Source organism: Planktotalea sp., assembly GCF_965659345.1.
In the GTDB taxonomy this organism is placed as follows: Bacteria; Pseudomonadota; Alphaproteobacteria; order Rhodobacterales; family Rhodobacteraceae; genus Planktotalea.
This window is the reverse complement of sequence record NZ_CBFHVK010000010.1, coordinates 146,481-165,974: the sequence shown is the minus strand read 5'-3', so window position 1 is coordinate 165,974 and position 19,494 is coordinate 146,481. Positions and strand designations below refer to the sequence as shown.

Below are 19,494 nucleotides of genomic sequence, written 5' to 3'. Positions count from 1 at the left end.
CAAGTACCGTGGCTGTAGGCTAAATCCGTCTGGGGTAAGGGGGAGATCGGCCTCAGACCGATTTGTGCAACAAAGCCCATAATAATAAGAAAAGGACGATCGAATAGAATGGCAGGTATGCTTAAAAAAGCTTGGGACGAAGTCGTGAAACCCATGGTGCAGCGCCCGGCTCGCGTGCAAGTCGCGGCAGTTTGCTACAAAGGAACCGGCACCGATCGCAAAGTGCTCGTAATCACCAGTCGCGAAACCAAGCGATGGATCCTCCCGAAGGGTTGGCCGATTGACGGGCTTGAAGCAAATGCAGCAGCAGCCCAAGAAGCGTGGGAAGAAGCTGGGGTAAAGGCGGCGGCAATCGCGCCTGAACCAATTGGCAGCTATGACTATGAAAAACGCATGGATGGTGGCGGGGTCGTGTCCTGCGCAACACAGGTCTACGCGGTTGAAGTGGATCACTTGGAAGACAACTTCCCCGAAGCGACTGAGCGCACACGCAAATGGGTGTATCCTGTCGAAGCAGCTGAAATGGTCGAAGAGCCCGGCTTACAAGCGCTTCTGAAGAACTTCTGACCCGGCGCTAACGCATATCAATACCAGCCTATGTCGAGATGAATCACTTGTCTTGAAGCGTTTTCACGTCTAACCGCTTTGCAACATTGCTGCATGCGAAAGAGACAGAAAATGGCGGAAAACCCTCTAGGCAGCCAGTGGAAAACACTGGACCGCGACCTGAACCGTATTGGCCAGCTGGAAATGGCAACCAACTACGTGGCGCGCCCTATGGTGGGTCTGGGGATTGCTTTTGCTTTTATTTTGATGGCCTTTTTGATCGCGATGATCTGGTTCGGGGGCACTGAAGGGTCGTTGATCGTGGCCGCCGCTGCCGCTGTTGGCGCTTACATGGCGATCAACATTGGTGCGAATGATGTCGCTAATAATATGGGTCCTGCGGTGGGCGCGAATGCGCTAACTATGGGCGGTGCTATTGCGATTGCTGCAATTTGCGAAAGTGCAGGCGCGCTTTTGGCGGGCGGGGATGTTGTGTCGACCATTTCCAAAGGAATTATCGACACGAAAGCGGTGGAGGACGGTCAAGTCTTCATGTGGGCGATGATGGCCGCATTGATCAGTTCCGCGCTTTGGGTCAACCTTGCCACCTACGTCGGCGCACCAGTCTCTACAACACACTCTGTTGTGGGCGGTGTCATGGGTGCTGGTATCGCTGCTGCAGGTCTGTCTGCGGTAAACTGGCCAACGATGAGCACAATCGCAGCTAGCTGGGTTATTTCACCTGTCCTTGGTGGTTTGATCGCGGCAATGTTCCTGGCGTTTATTAAACATAAGATCATCTACCGCGAAGATAAAATCGCCGCGGCGCGCGTTTGGGTACCCGTCCTCGTCGGCATTATGGCGGGTGTCTTTGCGACCTATCTTGCGATGAAAGGCCTCAAGCGGATCATCAAGATTGATCTACAAACTGCGCTCTTCATTGGTGCTGCGATTGGTATTGCGACTTATTTCATCACGAAACCGCTTATTTTAAAGCAGTCTCAGGGCTTAGAGAACCGCAATAAATCGCTCAAGGTTTTGTTTGGCCTTCCATTGGTGTTCTCGGCTGCACTTTTGAGCTTCGCGCATGGTGCAAATGATGTCGCGAACGCGGTTGGACCGTTGGCGGCGATTGTACATGCCTCCGAGTTTGGTGATTTCTCGTCCAAAGTCGCGATCCCGATGTGGGTCATGGTGATTGGTGCGTTTGGTATCTCGTTCGGTCTGTTCTTGTTTGGCCCCAAACTGATCCGCATGGTGGGTAGCCAGATCACCAAACTGAACCCGATGCGCGCGTATTGCGTTGCCTTATCTGCCGCGATCACTGTGATTGTTGCGAGCTGGTTGGGCCTTCCGGTCAGTTCCACGCACATCGCGGTTGGTGGTATTTTCGGCGTCGGTTTCTACCGCGAATGGCACATGGAGCGGCGATTGCGTGGTCTGAAAGGACCGGTCCCTGCCGCGAAGACCATCGCACCGATCGAGCGCCGACGTCGCAAACTCGTCCGCCGTTCGCACTTTATGACGATCGTTGCGGCCTGGGTCATCACTGTGCCAGCCGCAGCCCTTATGTCCGCAGGCATCTTCACATTGCTCTATTGGATCGCGGTCTAAGCGCGATATCGCCGGATCAGCCGGAACCCTCTATGCAATGCGCCCCAACTGGTTAAGCTGGCGCGCATGTTTGCATCATCCTTAACTGCACTTTCACGCCCAAAAGCGCTTTGCGCAATGTTGCTGGTAACAGCTCTGCCAGCCTGCAATTCGGTCGATGAAAGCCGGACAAGCACGTCTGGCACGAACCTCAGCCCCGACTACGAACGCCTTGCAAGTACGGCAAACGAGACCAGCACACTTGGCGGCGTAGCACTAAGGTTGCAACCTATCCCAACGGCGACGACACTGACCACTTCTTCAGGAACGCTTGATCATGCGAGCGGAGCAACTACGATCAACGACGGCGCATACACTTTGGTTGACCCAGATGGATTTAGCGCGGGCGGGTTGCTTACTGATGGTGTGTCCACGCTATTTTCAACGCCTGCGCAGGGTTTTAGCGGCAACTATGACTATGCGCGGGTCTATTCGCACGCCTATTTTATCAACACTGTACCTTTCGTGACCACCGGCGTTTACGGCGTCGTAACACGACCGCAAGATATGCCAACGACCGGGTCGGCCACGTTGACGGGTGAAGCGCAAGCGAGCTATTTCAACAGCACAACCAACTTCGATTTGAGCAAAGGTACGTCCAAAATTGAAGCAAACTTTGCAAATGGCACTGTGGACGTCACCACTGATCAATTTGACATTACCAACCGAGAAACAGGCGTTTCGGCCAACGTGGGTTTCAATGGCATCAAGATCACCGGTATGAAAATCTTTGGAAACCAATTTTCTGGCGGCACGATCACCACGCAACAAAATGGCCGCGACGTCGAAATCATCACAGATCGGGCGCAAGAAAGCGCGCTGGGGCGTTTCTTTGGGCTGACCAATTCCGGTCAACCTGACGAGGCCGGCGGAATTGGCTATCTGAGAGGCGACGACGGATCTTTGACGACAATCTTTCTGGCCGATTAACCGCCGTCGCAGATCTTATTTTTCGAGACACCACCGCATGATTGCTTTTTGCGCGTGAAGACGGTTTTCCGCTTCATCAAAAATCACTGAATTTGGGCCGTCCATGACGGCACTGGTTGCTTCTTCTTCGCGGTGTGCGGGCAAGCAATGCATGAACAGCGCGTCTGGTTTGGCGTGTGACATCAGTTCTTCATTCACCTGATAAGGGCGCAGCATATTATGGCGGCGCTCTTTGGCAGACTGGCTATCGTGCATCGACACCCAAGTATCCGCAACCACAAGATCGGCCCCTTGAACTGCTGTGTGAGCATCACGTTCAATGCTCACGCTAACACCCGCTTTGCGCGCAAGTCCGACAAACTCATCCTCAGGATCAAGCTGCTTTGGCCCCGTGAAGACCATATCAAACCCAAACTGGCCTGCCGCATGAAGAAAAGACGCACACACGTTGTTGCCATCGCCACACCACACGACTTTCTTGCCTTTGATTGGCCCACGATGTTCTTCAAACGTCATAATATCCGCCATGATTTGGCATGGGTGCGTGCGATCGGTTAGGCCATTGATCACAGGAACATCCGCGTATTCAGCCATTTCCAACAACACGCTTTCATCAAAAGTTCGGATCATAATCAGATCGACATAACGCGACAGCACGCGTGCTGTGTCAGCAATTGTTTCACCGTGCCCCAGCTGCATATCGGAGCCAGACAGCACCATAGTTTGCCCACCCATTTGGCGCACCCCCACATCAAAGGACACGCGTGTTCGTGTGGAGGGCTTTTCAAAAATGAGCGCAACCATGTGACCCGCAAGCGGTTGTTCAGCATCAAGCGTCGCTTTGGGCAGACCAACGCGCGCATCTTTCATAGCGCGTGCTTCGTGGATGATACTGGTTAACGCGGAAGGGTCTGTTTTGTGGATGTCTAGAAAATGGTTCATATTGATATGCTTTTTGTTAGTGCCGGTGCGAGGGGCCAGCCCCTCGCGCTCCCCGGGATATTTAAAGAAAGAGGAAGGCTAGACCGTTTGCTCTATTTTAGAGGCAGCGGCACTGAGACGCTTAGTCGCCTCTGCGATGTCAGCTTCCGTAATATTCAACGCAGGAAGAAGGCGGATCACGTTATCAGCCGCAGGCACGGTGATGACTTGCTGGTCATAGCCTGCGTTGACGATATCAATGTTGCTTGCTTTGCATTTTACTCCGAGCATCAAGCCAGTCCCGCGAACCGACTCAAAAACGTCCGGATGCTCAGCAATCAAACCCTCTAAGCTTTGACGCAGCGCGCCTGCACGACGTGAAACATCTGCAAGGAACTCTGGGTCGGCAACGGTATCAAGTACAGCACACCCTACCGTGCAGCCCAAAGGGTTACCGCCATAAGTGGAACCATGAGTGCCAGCGGTCATCCCACTTGCAGCATTTTCGGTTGCAAGGACAGCACCAAGCGGGAAGCCACCGCCAATGCCTTTCGCAACCATCATAATGTCAGGCTCAATCCCTGCCCATTCATGCGCGAAGAGTTTGCCAGTCCGACCCACCCCACACTGTACTTCATCGAGAATGAGCAGAATACCGTGTTCATCACACAGATCACGCAACCCTTTGAGGCACTGATCAGGAAGGGGGCGAATACCACCTTCGCCTTGCACAGGCTCGATCATGATTGCAGCGGTTTGATCGCTTATCGCGGCTGTAAGCGCCTCATGATCATTCCAAGCCAGATGTTTGAAGCCTCCAAGCAATGGACCGAATCCCTTGGTCATTTTTTCTGAGCCTGCAGCGGCAATCCCTGCGGAAGATCGGCCGTGAAAAGACCCTTCGAACGTGATAATCTCTACCCGTTCTGGAGCGCCCTTATCGTACCAGTATTTACGCGCCATTTTCACGGCGAGTTCGCAACTTTCTGTGCCTGAATTGGTAAAGAAGACGGTATCTGCGAAGGTATGTTCCACCAACAGATCCGCGAGCTTTTGCTGTTGCGGGATTTGATAAAGATTGGACACGTGCCACAGCGCATTTGCCTGATCTGTAAGCGCCGCAACCAGCGCTGGATGTGCATGACCGAGCGCATTCACAGCGATTCCAGCACCTAAATCGAGGAAGCGTCGCCCGTCTGCTTCAATCAACCAGCTCCCTTCGCCCTTAACAAAGGACATAGGCGCACGCGAATAAGTCGGCAAAACGGAGGGGATCATGGGAGTATCCTTAGAAAAGTGAGCCCTTTGAGTGCCTGAGCGGCAGGGGCAAGTCAACAATTTGGGTGATGCGTGATAGAGTTGGCCGTCACGCACGGCGGATCAAACGCGTTTAGGCGCGGCGCAAGTGTCGTCGAAGACGGGTATGTGCGTTCTTGATCATGGCGTCTTGTAGCCGAGCACACAGAGAATGCAAGCGCGCGATTGTATGCTCGGTACAATTGCGCGCTTGTAGATAGATCTGATTCAAAGCAGGTCTGGCGTATGATCGATCCTTGCAAAAGCAATTTACCAACCCATAACCCGCGCCTCGCGATGATTTTGATGATCTGTGCGACCGCGTTTATTGCAGCGACAACTCTGTTGGCGAAAGCGCTTGGCACCGATACACTCGGGTCCCCTTTGCACCCCGTGCAAATCACGCACGCACGTTTCTTGTTTGCCGCCCTAAGCCTCGGCAGTGCCGCGCTGATCTTGCGCCCGCAATTCGAAGCCGTTGATCTGAAGCTTCATGTGATGCGCACCACCTGCGGTGCAGCGGGTGTCACTTTGATGTTTGCAGCTGCTGTGTACATTCCTCTTGCGGATGCCACGGCGATAAGCTTCTTGAACCCAGTTTTTGCGATGGTTTTTGCGATCTTCCTGCTTGGTGAAAAGATAGGCCCTATTCGCTGGTGCGCAGCTGGCATTGCAATGATTGGTGCTTTAATCTTACTGCGACCCGGTTCAGGTGCGATTGCGCCCGGCGCATTGCTTGCACTGGGGGCAGCGTTGATATTGGGTTTGGAAATTATCTTCATCAAACGCTTGTCAGGAAAAGAAGCACCGTTTCAAATCCTGCTTGTAAACAATGCGATCGGACTGATCATGGCCACGCTCGCCGTTGTGTTCATCTGGGAACCACCCACAATACAACAATGGTTCGCACTTGCCGGAGTAGGTGTTTTGATGGCGGCCGCGCAAACATGCTTTTTGAACTCGGTCGCGCGCGCCGATGCGTCTTTTGTCGTGCCTTTCAGCTACGGAACCCTTTTATTTGCAGCCCTCTACGACGCGTTGATCTTTGGCGTTATCCCGACCAGCGTGTCTTTGCTTGGCGCGGGCATTATCATCGCGGGTGCCGCACTTTTGGCATGGCGACAGGCGCTAAGCACTAAGGTTTAAGACGGTATCCTGTGCGCAGCATTTGAAAGGCAATCGCACTCACCATGGTGACGGCAACGGTGCAAATGAACATGCCCGACCACGGATTGCTGTCCGAAACGCCAATCACCGAATAGCGCAGCCCATCGATTAGGTAGAAGATCGGGTTGAAATACGTGATCTCTCGCAAGATTGGCGGAAGAACAGTGACTGAATAAAATGTTCCCGAAAGCATTGCGAGCGGTGTCACAATAAAGTTTGTAATCGCAGCCATTTGATCAAATTTATTTGCGAATACGCCTGCGATGATGCCAAGCCCGCCCAAGAAGGCAGAGCCAAGCACAACAAAAACCAGCGCCATAAATGGATGTTGCACCCCAACGCCCAGAAAAATCAGTAAACCAAGTCCAATAGCGATCGCAACGAACACACCGCGCCCGATACCCCCGACAAGATAACCGATCACCATCTCCAAGGGGGAAAGCGGTGGCATCAAAGTATCCACGATATTCCCTTGAACTTTAGAGATCACAATCGAAGAGGACACATTTGCGAAAGCGTTTTGAATGACGGTCATCATCAAAATGCCAGGCGCAATAAATTCGATAAACGGCACACCCATGACTTCGCCACGACGTGGCCCGACAGCGAGGTTAAAAATCAAAAGCAAAAGTCCCGCAGTCACCAAGGGAGCCAAGAGCGTCTGCGTCCACACGGCCAAGAAACGTCGTGTTTCGCGCCAAATCAAAGTTTGCAAACCCAACCAATTTACGCGACCAAAGCGGCGCGCACCCATCTGTGGTGTATCCAGTGCGGTGTTTTGTGTCATAGGTGTCTCCAGCCTTACGTCCCTGATTCGTGCGACTTGTATCTCAGCCGAGGCTGATTAGAATAGGGGCAAGCACCAGATATCAGGAGCGGCGCGTCGAGCGGGCCGCTTTTTTACATAAGGAAGCCAGAATGTCCTGGACAGATGAACGCGTAGAGACGCTGAAAAAGATGTGGGGCGAAGGCCAGTCCGCAAGCCAGATCGCCAAAGAACTCGGTGGCGTGACGCGCAATGCTGTGATCGGCAAAGTGCACCGCTTGGGTCTTTCGAACCGTACGACCACGAGCACTGCAAAAACCGACGCAAAGCCAAAGGCCGCCAAGGCGGAACCGAAAGCGAAGGTAGCGCCAAAGGCAGAAGCCGCTCCGAAAGCTGTGACGCCGATTGCCGAGCCGACAACGCCCCCGCCGCCACCGTCACGCGCGCGCCGTGCGATTATTCCTGCGGGTCAGCCTTTGCCACCGCAACCTTCGGCGAATGAAATCAGTCCGGAGGCGCTTGCGAAGGTGTCTGAGGTTGAGAAGAAATCAAAGAAGATCGGCTTGATGGAATTGACCGAGCGCACTTGCAAGTGGCCTGTGGGTGATCCTGCGACAGAAGATTTTTGGTTCTGCGGTTTGCCTGTCAAAGCTGGCAAGCCCTATTGCGAAGCGCATGTTGGTGTGGCGTTCCAGCCTATGTCAGCGCGCCGCGATCGTCGCCGTTAACCGCATCGCATAACGTGTCGTTGTGCGCGTGCTGCAGCACGCGCATTCACCCCCCTTGAAAGCAAAGCTATGTTGAGCCGCATTTTAGCAATATGGCTCACCCTTTGCGCCCTTCCCCTTCAAGGACAACAAATCGCCATCACGATTGACGATCTGCCTTTTGTTTTGCGCTCTCGCACGACACCGCAAGAAGGTCTGAAAATTGTCCATGACATCAATGCGGCAATGAAACCTTATAACATCGTTGCGACAGGTTTTGCGATTGGCAGCCAGATCGATGAAGAAACGATAACTGTGATGGATGTCTTCACAGGCGCGGGCCACAAGGTTGGCAATCACAGCTGGTCGCATCCAGATTACGATACTCTCACGCGTTGGGCCTTTCGCCGTGAAGTCCGTCGCACAGATCGCGCCTTGCGCGCATGGATGCAGGGCCCAAAATACTACCGCTTCCCATTTCTGCGCGAAGGCAAGACAGAGAAGTCCAGGCGTGTCGCGGACACTGTTCTTAAGAACCAAGGCTATGTGAATGCGCCCGTCACCATCGACAATGACGAATGGCAATTCAATTTGGAGTACGTCGATGCTTTGGAAATGGGAAATCAATCTGAAGCTCAGCGCATCGCACAAGCCTATTTAAAGCATATGAAAGAGCGCACAGCGCATTTTCAATCCCGCGCAAGGCGCGAGATGGGCCGGGATGTGTCGCATGTCTTGCTGCTGCATATGAACAAAATAAATGCAGATCATCTGAGTGATCTGCTAGCGTGGTATGCCGATACGGGGTGGACGTTCATCACACTGGTCGAAGCCCTGCATGATCCGCTCTTCTCAGCGCCAGAGACGTACACAGGTTCAAAGGGGCTGTCCCAAATCGAACGTGTGCTAGGGGAGTAACCCTGCGTGCTGCAGCACGCAGGGCCAACTTTGCCGTTAGTCCTGTGGAATGACCCGCAGACCCAATTCCATCATCTGATCGCTCATAGGATCAGATGGTGCGTTCATCATCAGATCTTCCGCGCGCTGGTTCATCGGGAACATAATAACTTCACGAATGTTCGCTTCATCCGCGAGCAACATCACAATCCGGTCGATTCCAGCAGCACAACCACCGTGGGGAGGGGCACCATATTGGAACGCGTTGACCATCCCGCCAAAACGCTTCTCGACTTCGTCTTTCCCATAACCCGCAAGTTCAAACGCTTTGAACATAATGTCTGGTTGGTGGTTTCGGATCGCGCCTGAAATCAGCTCATAGCCGTTGCACGCTAGGTCATACTGATAGCCTAAAACTTCCAAAGGATCGCCGTTCAACGCCTCTAGGCCACCTTGCGGCATCGAGAACGGGTTGTGCGAGAAGTCGATCTTGCCCGTCTCTTCATCCGCTTCATACATCGGGAAATCGACGATCCACGCAAAAGCAAAACGATCTTCATCAATCAACTTGAGCGCTTGACCAATCTCATTGCGAGCACGCCCAGCCACGCTTTCAAACGCGCTTGGCTTGCCGCCTAAGAAGAACGCCGCGTCGCCAACGCCCAGACCCAACTGTTGGCGGATCGCCTCTGTGCGTTCAGGTCCGATGTTCTTGGCCAGCGGTCCCGCTGCTTCCATGCCCTCGCCCTGATCACGCCAAAAGATGTAGCCCATCCCTGGCAGACCCTCTTTCTGCGCAAACGCGTTCATGCGGTCACAGAACTTGCGCGAACCACCTGTCGGCGCTGGGATTGCACGGATCTCTGTGCCCTCTTGCTCCAAAAGCTTCGCGAAAATCGCAAAGCCAGAGCCAGCGAAATGCTCGGAAACAACTTGCATCTTAATCGGGTTGCGCAGGTCGGGCTTGTCAGAACCATACCAAAGCGCAGCGTCCTTGTAGGAAATCTGCTCCCAGGTTTGATCGACTTTTCGGCCGCCGCCGAACTCTTCAAAGATACCGCCGACAACAGGTTGGATCGTATCAAACACATCCTGTTGCTCCACAAAGCTCATCTCAAGGTCGAGCTGGTAGAAATCTGTGGGCGAGCGATCTGCGCGCGGATCTTCGTCGCGGAAACACGGTGCGATCTGGAAGTACTTGTCAAAACCAGAAACCATAATCAGCTGTTTGAACTGCTGCGGGGCTTGCGGCAGTGCATAGAATTTACCGGGGTGCTGGCGCGATGGCACAAGGAAATCGCGCGCACCTTCAGGCGAGGATGCCGTGATAATCGGCGTTTGATATTCGCGGAAGTTTTGATCCCACATGCGTTTGCGCATGGACGCCACCACGTCAGAGCGCAACGTCATGTTACGCTGCAACTTTTCGCGGCGCAGATCGAGGTAGCGATACTTCAGGCGCGTTTCCTCTGGATATTCCTGATCCCCAAACACCATCAACGGCAGCTCGGATGCAGATCCAAGCACTTCGATGTCGCGAATGAAGACTTCAACTTCACCCGTTGGAATCTTAGGGTTCACCAAGCTTTCGTCGCGCGCCATGACGTTACCATCAATACGGATACACCACTCGGAGCGTACTTTTTCAATTTGGCTGAACACAGGGCTGTCAGGATCAGCCATCACTTGCGTAATGCCGTAGTGATCGCGCAAATCGATGAACAGCAAACCACCATGGTCGCGCACACGGTGCACCCAGCCAGAAAGACGCACATTATCGCCTACGTTGGATTTGTTGAGATCGGCGCATGTATGACTGCGATAGGCGTGCATGGTGCTTTTTCCTTCGGAAAGGGCTATAGGATTGGGGCCGATACACCGCGCGGGGGCGCGAAAGTCAAGTCTCGCTTCAGGCAAGGTTCATATGCCCCTTGAACCTGCCCACCCCATGTCTATAACCCACGACAATTTGCACGCTGCTGCGACTCAAGGTTTGCACCCTTGAATGCGCGCTGAAAAAAGAGGTCTGCCCATGCCCAAACGTACTGATATCTCATCCATAATGATCATCGGCGCGGGGCCAATTGTGATTGGGCAAGCCTGCGAATTTGACTACTCGGGTGCCCAAGCCTGTAAAGCCCTGCGTGAAGAAGGCTACCGCGTCATTCTGGTCAACTCGAACCCAGCGACGATTATGACAGATCCGAACCTTGCAGACGCGACATACATCGAACCAATCACACCCGAAATTGTTGCCAAAATTATCGAAAAAGAACGCCCCGATGCATTGCTGCCAACCATGGGTGGTCAGACTGGCTTGAACACATCTCTCGCGCTCGAAGAAATGGGCGTGCTTGAAAAGTTTAACGTCGAAATGATTGGTGCCAAGCGCGAAGCCATTGAAATGGCTGAAGATCGCAAACTTTTCCGCGACGCGATGGACCGCCTCGGTATCGAAAATCCCAAAGCGACAATCGTGACGGCCCCCACAGATGAAAGTGGCAAAGCTGACCTTTCTGAAGGCGTGCGCATCGCCCTTGAAACACTCGACTATGTCGGCCTGCCAGCTATCATTCGCCCGGCCTTTACAATGGGCGGTACAGGCGGTGGTGTGGCGTACAACCGCGAAGATTACGAATTTTTCTGCCGCTCAGGCATGGACGCGTCACCAGTGAATCAAATCCTCGTGGACGAGTCGCTTTTGGGTTGGAAAGAATATGAGATGGAAGTCGTGCGCGACACGGCAGACAACGCGATTATAGTCTGCTCCATCGAAAACGTCGATCCAATGGGCGTTCACACAGGCGATTCGATCACCGTTGCCCCTGCGCTGACCCTCACGGACAAAGAATACCAAGTGATGCGCAACCACTCCATCGCGGTTTTGCGCGAAATCGGCGTGGAAACAGGCGGCTCCAACGTGCAATGGGCGGTGAACCCTGCCGACGGACGCATGGTGGTTATCGAAATGAACCCACGTGTTTCGCGCTCCTCTGCGCTTGCGTCCAAAGCCACGGGTTTCCCGATTGCCAAGATCGCGGCGAAGTTGGCTGTTGGATACACACTCGATGAGCTCGACAACGACATAACAAAGGTGACGCCTGCGTCGTTCGAGCCGACCATCGACTATGTCGTCACCAAAATCCCGAAATTCGCCTTTGAAAAATTTCCAGGCTCTGAACCATATCTCACCACTGCTATGAAATCCGTGGGCGAAACAATGGCCATCGGTCGCACAATCCACGAGAGCCTGCAAAAAGCACTCGCCTCTATGGAATCCGACCTCACAGGATTTGATGAGATCGAAATCGAAGGCGCACCAGAGAAATCTGCGGTTATCAAAGCCATCTCCAAGCAAACGCCAGACCGAATGCGCACCATTGCACAAGCGATGCGTCACGGCCTGACAAATGATGAAATTCATGGTGTCACAATGTTTGACCCTTGGTTCCTGGCCCGTATTCGCGAAATTATTGACACGGAAGAGCGGGTTAAGTCCGATGGGCTTCCAAGCGATGAGGCTGGCTTGCGCCACCTCAAAATGATGGGCTTCACAGACGCCCGTCTCGCCAAGCTCACCGGTTTCAAAGAAAAAGATGTACGCAAAGCCCGTCATGCGGTTGGCGTCAAAGCCGTGTTCAAGCGCATCGATACATGCGCAGCCGAATTCGAAGCACAGACGCCCTACATGTACTCCACATACGAGGCACCTGCGTTTGGCGATGTTGAATGCGAAGCGCGCCCATCTGATCGTAAGAAAGTCGTCATCCTTGGCGGTGGCCCAAATCGTATCGGCCAAGGGATTGAGTTCGACTACTGCTGCTGTCATGCCTGTTACGCACTGACAGACGCGGGCTACGAGACGATCATGATCAATTGTAACCCTGAAACGGTTTCGACGGATTATGACACATCTGACCGACTCTATTTCGAACCACTGACGTTTGAGCACGTCATGGAAATCCTGCGCGTTGAGCTTGAGAATGGCACGTTGCACGGGGTCATCGTCCAATTCGGCGGCCAAACACCACTCAAACTGGCAAATGCGCTCGAAGCGGAAGGCATTCCAATTCTCGGAACAACACCTGATGCGATTGACCTCGCCGAAGATCGTGAGCGTTTCCAAGCGCTTGTGAACCAGTTGAACCTCAAGCAACCAAAGAACGGCATCGCCTCTACCGACGCAGAAGCGCTTTCCATCGCGGAAGACATCGGCTTCCCGCTGGTGATCCGCCCATCCTACGTTCTAGGTGGTCGCGCTATGGAAATCGTGCGCGACATGGCTCAGCTCGAGCGCTACATTGCTGAGGCAGTTGTTGTTTCCGGCGACAGCCCAGTTCTACTCGATAGCTACCTCGCTGGCGCCGTCGAGCTTGATGTTGACGCGCTTTGTGACGGCAAAGACGTTCACGTTACGGGCATCATGCAGCATATCGAAGAAGCGGGCGTTCACTCCGGCGATAGCGCATGTTCACTGCCGCCCTATTCGCTTTCTGAAAATGTGATCAAACGGATTGAAGAGCAGACACATGCTCTCGCGTTGGCCCTCAACGTTGTTGGCTTGATGAACGTGCAATTCGCGATCAAAGACGATGAAATCTACCTGATCGAAGTCAACCCACGCGCCTCGCGTACGGTACCATTCGTCGCCAAAGCCACTGACAGCGCAATTGCCTCCATCGCGGCACGTCTTATGGCAGGCGAACCGCTTTCCAACTTTACCAAGCGCGGTGCATATCCGACAGATGCGATCCCGGGCTCACAACCAATGCCTGATCAAATGACGCTCGCGGATTACAACATGCCGTGGTTCTCTGTGAAAGAAGCGGTTCTACCCTTCGCGCGTTTCCCCGGCGTTGACACGATACTCGGCCCTGAAATGCGCTCTACGGGTGAGGTCATGGGCTGGGATACCTCCTTTGCGCGCGCCTTCCTCAAGGCGCAAATGGGCGCTGGTGTTGTCTTGCCACGTGAGGGCAAAGTTTTCGTTTCCATCCGCGATGACGACAAGACTGACAAAACCTTGGAGGCCGCTAAGCTCCTTGCAAAACTCGGATTTACCTTCACTGCAACCAGGGGCACGCAAAGCTGGCTCGCGGCGGCAGGTCTTGAATGCGAAGTGGTGAACAAAGTCTATGAGGGTCGCCCGAACGTGGTCGATAATCTCAAGAATGGCGAAATCGCATTGGTGATCAACACGACCGAAGGCTCACAAGCCGTCGAAGACAGCCGCGAAATCCGCTCCGTCGCGCTTTACGGCAAAATCCCTTATTTCACCACCGCCGCCGGTGCCCAAGCCGCCGCTCTCGCGATCGAAGCACAAATCAGCGATGATTTGGGCGTAATGTCTTTGCAGGGTGTTGCGTAAGTTAAAGCTGGCGCCAACAAAAAACCGGCGCGGAAATCATTCCAGCGCCGGTCCAGTCATCTTAAAATGAGAATACGCTCAACTCGAAAGGCGCGTAATTTCCTCTTTAAGTCGAAGTTTTTGTTTTTTGAGTTCTGCGATTTGAAGGTCCTGCGTACCGGGAGCGCGCTGCGCGGCTTCCACTTCGGCAGATAGGGTGAGGTGTTTCTTCTTCAGCTGTTCCAGATGTGAACTCAAGCTCATCGAGGTCCTCCTAAGGTTGGATGTGCACCTTCAGTCCAGCACAAAAAAATTCATCTGTCACGCTGCAGTTGCATCCTAAGGTTAATCCACCGTTAAAATGCGTAAGAATTAAGCGCCGCCACCAAAGTCCAAACCAGCTCCATGGCGTAGAACCGCTTCGATTACCTCATTGTAATTCTTATCATTTCCACCATGCTGAGCGCCCTGATGCATCACAATCGGCGCATGTAGGCGAAAATCAGCGCGTCCTTCTTTTTTTGCACGAATGAGAACCAAATGCGCATCGCGACCCCTGCGTGCATACAATGGTTGCACTTCAATCGAACCAAGTGATTTGAAAACAGCACTCATGAGCTCTGGCAAACGGTCCGCGCGCTGCACAAAATGAAGCAGTCCTTTGGGCGCTAGGCGCTTGGACGCTACGCTGACCCATTTGCTCAACGGTGTGTCGCCGCCGAGCCCCGTTTCACGCTGCTCGTTCTCAGATGGCACACTGCGTGAACGATCATAATAGGGCGGGTTGGCAATCACATGATCAAAGCGTTGCGCTTTCACCTCCGGTGGGAGCGTATTCAAATCGGCGGCATAAACTGTTAACTCTATTCCATTGCGCAACGCATTTTCGCGCGCAAGATCAGCGTAGGCCGGTTGCAGCTCAACACCCGTCAACGTCAGCCCGTGAATGCGCCGCCCCAGACAAAGCGACGCAACACCGCCACCGCATCCCAGTTCTAGCACCGTATCTTGGGCCTTGGCATTCACGCTCGCAGATAGCAAAACCGGATCTACCCCCGCGCGGTACCCGTTCAGCGGTTGCGCAAGTTGCACCAGCCCACCAAGGAAGGCATCAACGCTGCACGGCCCTAGTTCAGGATGATCAATTGGGGAGTTCAACTTCGTTTTCCGCCAAGATACGCAACACCCGTTCATAGTCACGTTCTGCCACCATCACTCGGCGCGGCAAAATGCCTATGGAGCCCTCAAGCACGCTCATATTTACGTCCAACTCAAAGATCGGTATACCCGCGTCATCAAGGATAGCTCGGACCAGAGCAGTGAGTGTTATGTCATTGGTTCGCATCAATTCTTGCATAAAAATAGAGTTAAGCGCGGCGCGCCCAAATGTACAGAGATACGACAGGGCAGGAACGAGAGTGTGATGAGCTTGGACGAGATTTCAATAAAGCCGCATGATGCTTTAGCAGCCTATTTGGCCGCTGATATGGATGCTGTGAATATCCTCATTCGCGAGCGCATGGCTTCTGAGCATGCTCCGCGCATTCCAGAAGTCACAGCGCATCTGGTCGAGGCAGGCGGTAAACGTTTGCGCCCGATGCTCACTCTCGCAGCGGCGCATCTGTGTGGCTACACCGGCCCTTACCATGTGCATCTCGCAGCAACCGTTGAATTCATTCACACCGCGACATTACTCCATGACGATGTGGTCGATGAGAGCGGCCAACGCCGTGGCCGCCCGACTGCAAACCTGCTATGGGACAACAAATCCTCCGTGCTCGTGGGGGATTATCTTTTCTCACGGTCTTTCCAGCTGATGGTTGAAACCGGTTCTTTACGGGTCCTCGACATTCTCGCTAACGCCTCCGCCACAATTGCAGAGGGTGAAGTGCTGCAACTCACCGCCTCGCAAGATCTGGCCACAACAGAAGCGATCTATCTTCAAGTCGTTCGCGGAAAAACTGCTGCGCTATTCTCTGCCGCGACAGAAGTTGGCGGTGTGGTTGCTGATGCCAATGATGCGCAGATACAAGCCTTATTCGACTACGGTGATGCACTGGGAATTGCGTTCCAGATCGTCGACGACCTGCTTGATATGTCCGGCGATCCAAATGCAATCGGCAAAAACGTCGGCGATGATTTCAGAGAAAAGAAGCTCACGCTCCCATTGATCAAAGCCATCGCGAAAGCCGACGCTGAAGAGCGCGCATTTTGGGAACGCACGATTGAGAAAGGTCGCCAAGAAGACGGCGATCTGGAACATGCGATTGCGCTTCTACACAAACACGGCGCTTTGGAAGACACCCGCCAAGAAGCTCTTGCTTGGGCTGACAAGGCTGTGACTGCCATCAATAAACTGCCAGAGCATCCAGTTCGTAACATGCTTCGCGATATCGCGGGCTATGTTGTTGCACGCATCAACTAAAGCTGGTTGCTACAACCCACCAATCTGGATGCTGGGTTCGAATATCGCTTGCGAGCGCGTCAGCAGCACTTTGACTTTCACACAGCCCAAAGCAAGTCGCCCCGGAGCCTGACATGCGCGCCATAAGTGCAGGCTCTAAGGTATCAAGAACCTGTTGAATGATAGGCGCAATGCGTATTGCAGGCTCTTGCAAATCATTACGTTGATCACTGCACCAAACCGCAAAACTTTGCACATCCGCGAATTCAGGTATTTCACCCATGGGGGCATTCGCCTTTTGCGTTAAAGCTTGAAAGACTGGCGGTGTTTCAACGCCAACTCCGGGGTTAACCAAGACCGCTGGGAGCTCTGGCAAAATCGGAATAACAGATAACGCGTCGCCGACACCGCGCATACGCAGCGCCATAGGGGACAAGCACACCGGAACATCAGCGCCAAGGCTCACAACATCTTCGGGCAGCGGCATGTCCCAAAGTTCAGCAAGCGCAAGTAGCGTAGCAGCCGCATCGGCCGACCCGCCGCCAATGCCAGCGGCGTGTGGCAAATGTTTGCTTAGATTTATTTGTGCGCCTTGCGTGCTGCCAAACAAGCGCGCTGCTTGGAGCACTAAATTTCTATCGTCTGTCGGCACACCTTCCGCCAACGGCCCATCAACACTTAGAGAAAGTGCATCCGCGCGTTCTGCTTTAACAATATCGCCCACATCCGCAAAGCATACCAAGCTATCAAGCAGATGATACCCATCTGCCCTTTGGCCCGTTACGTGCAGCGTTAAATTAACCTTAGCGCGGGCAGTCCGCTTAACGAGATCAGCCGTCATCTGCCAAACGAAGTGGGTCTGCCCCTTCTTCTTCCAGCACTTGGTCTAGTCCAACCTCTAGCTTGCGCCTGATGCGCTCAGGGTCTGCTTCTTGGCTGGCATCACCGTAATCCACGAAAGAAAGCGCGCGCTTCCATTGAAATTCTGCCTCGAGATATCGACCAACAGACCAATACACATCTCCCAAATGATCATTCACAATCGGATCAATTGGCATGAGTTCCGTCGCGCGTTCCATCGGCGCAACGGCTTCTTCATAGCGACCCAATCGGAACAGAACCCAGCCGAGACTGTCCACGATATAGCCGCTGTCAGGACGCGCAGCGACAGCGCGTTCGATCATATCAAGTGCCTCATCAAGCTTGATTTGCTTTTCAACCAAAGAATACCCAAGGTAGTTCAAGACTTGTGGCTGCTCTGGATTAAGCTCCAACGCTTTGCGAAAATCCGCTTCCGAATTGTCCCAATCGTCTAAACGCTCGTACGAAATACCGCGTGCATAGTAGATAAACCACTGTCCGCGACTTTCTTCTTCATACTGTTCCAAAGCGGTATCATACGCTTCAATCGCATCCTCAAACCGCTCCATTTGACGTAGCGCATCCCCTAAAGAAGAGTGCACAACTGCTAACTCACCATGCGTTTGGGCAAGACTTTCAAGCACTTCGATCGCAGCATCAGGTTTCCCACTGCGTCGCAACGCATCCGCGCGACCCAACTCTGCTGCATGGAAGGCAGGATCATCGCGCCCAACTTTCTTGTAGGTTTCTGTCGCCAGTTCGAAACGTTCCATTTGCTCAAGCAAACCCGCAGACAGCAAAGTCGCATCGCTATGTGTCGGGTTCAAATATTCAGCGACACGGGTGTAGAGCAGCGTGTAATCTTCGCTTGCCTCGTTGCGCAAAGCACTTCCGACAGTGAAAAAGACTTCTGCCATTCCATCGCGCGCCGTTTTAACCTGACTGAATTCAACAGTTTCATCGGCGCTCAAAGCTGCGCGGATCGCTTTTAGTTTAGGGTCGATGTCTGGGCCAAAGGATTCATCCAGAAGTGTCAAAGCGTCCTGCGCGCGTCCCAACTGGCTCAGCACTTCAATATGGGCAATCGCACCACGACGGGTCTGACGCAAAGCACCTGACTCGGGTTGCGAAAATATCTCATCCGCACTCTCAAAGTCGCCGACAAGCGCCAGCGCAAGCGCCTTGTGATAAAGCGCAAACCCTTGCAGCCCACGTTCTTCACCAATCTTGTCGAAATTCTCCAGCGCGGTGGTCACTTCACCAATGCCAACCTGCGCCCATGCACGCAAAAGACCGTCAACCAAAGGCCCGACACCTTGGTTATCCAAAAGGCGGCCAAGTACATCTGCGTAGTTCTCTTCTTGCGCGCGCTGCGCAAGAACGGCCATCTGCGCGACTTGGCTACTTTGACCATTTGCAAGCAACGTATTACCCACGACAGCCGCGCGATCAATGTCGCCAAGGGCAAGCAAAGCAAAACTAGCATTTTCCAAGATTTCTGGGTTAGACGGATCGCGCGCAAGCGCTTGCGTATAGTAGCGCGCAGCCGCATCAAAATCGCCCGTAACAGCAGCAGAGCGCGCAGCAAGGTATGGCCCCGCAGGTTCAGCGATGAGCGGTATCCCAGTAACGGCAAGAACCGCTGCAAAACTTAACTGCCTTAGAACGCGAATGGGCACGTGTGATGCTCCTTTTTGTGCACTGCTAAGATGGAAGCTAGGGCGTCAATACAGGTAAAGCAATGATTGCACGGCCGAAGTACACAAAGAGTCGCTCAAGTTTGCGCGATTTTTTCGCGGAGGTGGCTGTCAGAAAAGAAATAAGGAGTGATGCAAATAAATGCACCACTCCAGAGAGATTTAGAAAATGGAATTTTAGTTAACTGCAATCAGCGGGGTTGGGTTACCGATTGCCTCACTCACAAGAATAATAATTATTGCATTTCGCGACGCGTCGAAGTCAAACTACGCATATCGTTAAGATTCTTCGTGAAATCAGT

17 protein-coding genes are annotated in these 19,494 nt (G+C 53.3%); 8 read left to right on the top strand and 9 right to left on the bottom strand.

Annotated elements, in window-relative coordinates:
* The first annotated feature begins 108 nt into the window (after positions 1-108).
* The 3 genes from ACTG3Z_RS10350 (at position 109) to ACTG3Z_RS10340 (ending at position 3,129) form a co-directional block, all read left to right on the top strand.
* Positions 109-567, top strand: a complete 459-nt coding sequence (locus tag ACTG3Z_RS10350) for an NUDIX hydrolase (RefSeq protein ID WP_439142996.1) — start codon at positions 109-111, stop codon at positions 565-567.
* A 111-nt stretch (positions 568-678) separates the two neighbouring features.
* On the top strand, positions 679-2,160 hold the full coding sequence (locus ACTG3Z_RS10345; protein WP_439142995.1) for an inorganic phosphate transporter: 1,482 nt from the start codon (positions 679-681) through the stop codon (positions 2,158-2,160).
* 66 nt (positions 2,161-2,226) lie between these two features.
* Positions 2,227-3,129: a hypothetical protein gene (locus tag ACTG3Z_RS10340; RefSeq protein WP_439142994.1), complete on the top strand. Its 903-nt coding sequence runs from the start codon at positions 2,227-2,229 to the stop codon at positions 3,127-3,129.
* Between the two features lie 15 nt (positions 3,130-3,144).
* Here the strand turns inward: ACTG3Z_RS10340 and argF are convergent, their stop codons facing one another.
* Both argF and ACTG3Z_RS10330 read right to left on the bottom strand, forming a co-directional pair.
* Positions 3,145-4,071 (bottom strand): ornithine carbamoyltransferase, encoded by a 927-nt coding sequence (gene argF / locus ACTG3Z_RS10335; RefSeq protein WP_439142993.1) that lies wholly within the window; start codon positions 4,069-4,071, stop codon positions 3,145-3,147.
* A gap of 78 nt (positions 4,072-4,149) precedes the next feature.
* Positions 4,150-5,328, bottom strand: coding sequence for an aspartate aminotransferase family protein (locus ACTG3Z_RS10330; RefSeq protein WP_439142992.1), 1,179 nt, complete (start codon positions 5,326-5,328; stop codon positions 4,150-4,152).
* A 264-nt stretch (positions 5,329-5,592) separates the two neighbouring features.
* On the opposite strand from ACTG3Z_RS10330, the gene ACTG3Z_RS10325 reads away from it, so the two are divergent.
* Positions 5,593-6,492 (top strand): DMT family transporter, encoded by a 900-nt coding sequence (locus ACTG3Z_RS10325; protein WP_439142991.1) that lies wholly within the window; start codon positions 5,593-5,595, stop codon positions 6,490-6,492.
* Here ACTG3Z_RS10325 and ACTG3Z_RS10320 read toward each other — a convergent pair.
* Positions 6,482-7,300, bottom strand: a complete 819-nt coding sequence (locus tag ACTG3Z_RS10320; RefSeq protein WP_439142990.1) for an ABC transporter permease — start codon at positions 7,298-7,300, stop codon at positions 6,482-6,484. The two genes, ACTG3Z_RS10325 and ACTG3Z_RS10320, sit on opposite strands and share 11 nt — an antisense overlap.
* 131 nt (positions 7,301-7,431) lie before the next feature.
* Between ACTG3Z_RS10320 and ACTG3Z_RS10315 the strand changes: the two genes are divergently transcribed.
* Both ACTG3Z_RS10315 and ACTG3Z_RS10310 read left to right on the top strand, forming a co-directional pair.
* The gene (locus ACTG3Z_RS10315) at positions 7,432-8,007 is read left to right on the top strand and encodes a GcrA family cell cycle regulator (RefSeq protein WP_439142989.1); all 576 of its coding nucleotides are present in this window, start codon (positions 7,432-7,434) and stop codon (positions 8,005-8,007) included.
* A 72-nt stretch (positions 8,008-8,079) separates the two neighbouring features.
* Complete coding sequence (locus ACTG3Z_RS10310; RefSeq protein ID WP_439142988.1) at positions 8,080-8,904, top strand: polysaccharide deacetylase family protein; 825 nt, start codon at positions 8,080-8,082, stop codon at positions 8,902-8,904.
* Between the two features lie 36 nt (positions 8,905-8,940).
* Here ACTG3Z_RS10310 and aspS read toward each other — a convergent pair whose 3' ends face one another.
* Positions 8,941-10,716 (bottom strand): aspartate--tRNA ligase, encoded by a 1,776-nt coding sequence (gene aspS, locus ACTG3Z_RS10305; protein ID WP_439142987.1) that lies wholly within the window; start codon positions 10,714-10,716, stop codon positions 8,941-8,943.
* 199 nt (positions 10,717-10,915) lie between these two features.
* On the opposite strand from aspS, the gene carB reads away from it, so the two are divergent.
* Complete coding sequence (gene carB / locus ACTG3Z_RS10300; RefSeq protein ID WP_439142986.1) at positions 10,916-14,251, top strand: carbamoyl-phosphate synthase large subunit; 3,336 nt, start codon at positions 10,916-10,918, stop codon at positions 14,249-14,251.
* A 78-nt stretch (positions 14,252-14,329) separates the two neighbouring features.
* On the opposite strand, the gene ACTG3Z_RS10295 is transcribed toward carB, so the two are convergent.
* The 3 genes from ACTG3Z_RS10295 to ACTG3Z_RS10285 all read right to left on the bottom strand — a co-directional run bounded on the left by ACTG3Z_RS10295 (position 14,330) and on the right by ACTG3Z_RS10285 (position 15,587).
* On the bottom strand, positions 14,330-14,494 hold the full coding sequence (locus ACTG3Z_RS10295; RefSeq protein WP_375264379.1) for a YdcH family protein: 165 nt from the start codon (positions 14,492-14,494) through the stop codon (positions 14,330-14,332).
* Positions 14,495-14,602: 108 nt separating this feature from the next.
* Positions 14,603-15,388: a tRNA1(Val) (adenine(37)-N6)-methyltransferase gene (locus ACTG3Z_RS10290; RefSeq protein WP_439142985.1), complete on the bottom strand. Its 786-nt coding sequence runs from the start codon at positions 15,386-15,388 to the stop codon at positions 14,603-14,605.
* The gene (locus ACTG3Z_RS10285) at positions 15,372-15,587 is read right to left on the bottom strand and encodes a putative signal transducing protein (RefSeq protein ID WP_439142984.1); all 216 of its coding nucleotides are present in this window, start codon (positions 15,585-15,587) and stop codon (positions 15,372-15,374) included. Before ACTG3Z_RS10285 ends, ACTG3Z_RS10290 begins: the two co-directional genes overlap by 17 nt.
* 66 nt (positions 15,588-15,653) lie before the next feature.
* Between ACTG3Z_RS10285 and ACTG3Z_RS10280 the strand changes: the two genes are divergently transcribed.
* A complete protein-coding gene (locus tag ACTG3Z_RS10280) occupies positions 15,654-16,655 on the top strand; it encodes a polyprenyl synthetase family protein (RefSeq protein ID WP_439142983.1) in 1,002 nt (333 codons plus the stop codon).
* Here the strand turns inward: ACTG3Z_RS10280 and ACTG3Z_RS10275 are convergent.
* Entirely contained in the window at positions 16,648-17,475 is an 828-nt protein-coding gene (locus ACTG3Z_RS10275; protein WP_439142982.1) for a 4-(cytidine 5'-diphospho)-2-C-methyl-D-erythritol kinase, read from the bottom strand. The two genes, ACTG3Z_RS10280 and ACTG3Z_RS10275, sit on opposite strands and share 8 nt — an antisense overlap.
* Complete coding sequence (locus ACTG3Z_RS10270; RefSeq protein WP_439142981.1) at positions 17,465-19,174, bottom strand: tetratricopeptide repeat protein; 1,710 nt, start codon at positions 19,172-19,174, stop codon at positions 17,465-17,467. The genes ACTG3Z_RS10275 and ACTG3Z_RS10270 overlap by 11 nt, the downstream gene beginning before the upstream one ends.
* Positions 19,175-19,494: the final 320 nt, after the last annotated feature.

Excerpts from the sequence above, each read along its gene's own strand:
- carB (WP_439142986.1), top strand. The coding sequence starts at position 10,916 with ATGCCCAAACGTACTGATATCTCATCCATAATGATCATCGGCGCGGGG.
- aspS (WP_439142987.1), bottom strand. The coding sequence starts at position 10,716 with ATGCACGCCTATCGCAGTCATACATGCGCCGATCTCAACAAATCCAAC.
- ACTG3Z_RS10295 (WP_375264379.1), bottom strand. The coding sequence starts at position 14,494 with ATGAGCTTGAGTTCACATCTGGAACAGCTGAAGAAGAAACACCTCACC.
- ACTG3Z_RS10285 (WP_439142984.1), bottom strand. The coding sequence starts at position 15,587 with ATGCAAGAATTGATGCGAACCAATGACATAACACTCACTGCTCTGGTC.
- ACTG3Z_RS10280 (WP_439142983.1), top strand. The coding sequence starts at position 15,654 with ATGAGCTTGGACGAGATTTCAATAAAGCCGCATGATGCTTTAGCAGCC.
- ACTG3Z_RS10350 (WP_439142996.1), top strand. The coding sequence starts at position 109 with ATGGCAGGTATGCTTAAAAAAGCTTGGGACGAAGTCGTGAAACCCATG.
- ACTG3Z_RS10330 (WP_439142992.1), bottom strand. The coding sequence starts at position 5,328 with ATGATCCCCTCCGTTTTGCCGACTTATTCGCGTGCGCCTATGTCCTTT.
- ACTG3Z_RS10275 (WP_439142982.1), bottom strand. The coding sequence starts at position 17,475 with ATGACGGCTGATCTCGTTAAGCGGACTGCCCGCGCTAAGGTTAATTTA.
- ACTG3Z_RS10340 (WP_439142994.1), top strand. The coding sequence starts at position 2,227 with ATGTTTGCATCATCCTTAACTGCACTTTCACGCCCAAAAGCGCTTTGC.
- ACTG3Z_RS10315 (WP_439142989.1), top strand. The coding sequence starts at position 7,432 with ATGTCCTGGACAGATGAACGCGTAGAGACGCTGAAAAAGATGTGGGGC.
- ACTG3Z_RS10325 (WP_439142991.1), top strand. The coding sequence starts at position 5,593 with ATGATCGATCCTTGCAAAAGCAATTTACCAACCCATAACCCGCGCCTC.
- ACTG3Z_RS10320 (WP_439142990.1), bottom strand. The coding sequence starts at position 7,300 with ATGACACAAAACACCGCACTGGATACACCACAGATGGGTGCGCGCCGC.
- ACTG3Z_RS10345 (WP_439142995.1), top strand. The coding sequence starts at position 679 with ATGGCGGAAAACCCTCTAGGCAGCCAGTGGAAAACACTGGACCGCGAC.
- argF (WP_439142993.1), bottom strand. The coding sequence starts at position 4,071 with ATGAACCATTTTCTAGACATCCACAAAACAGACCCTTCCGCGTTAACC.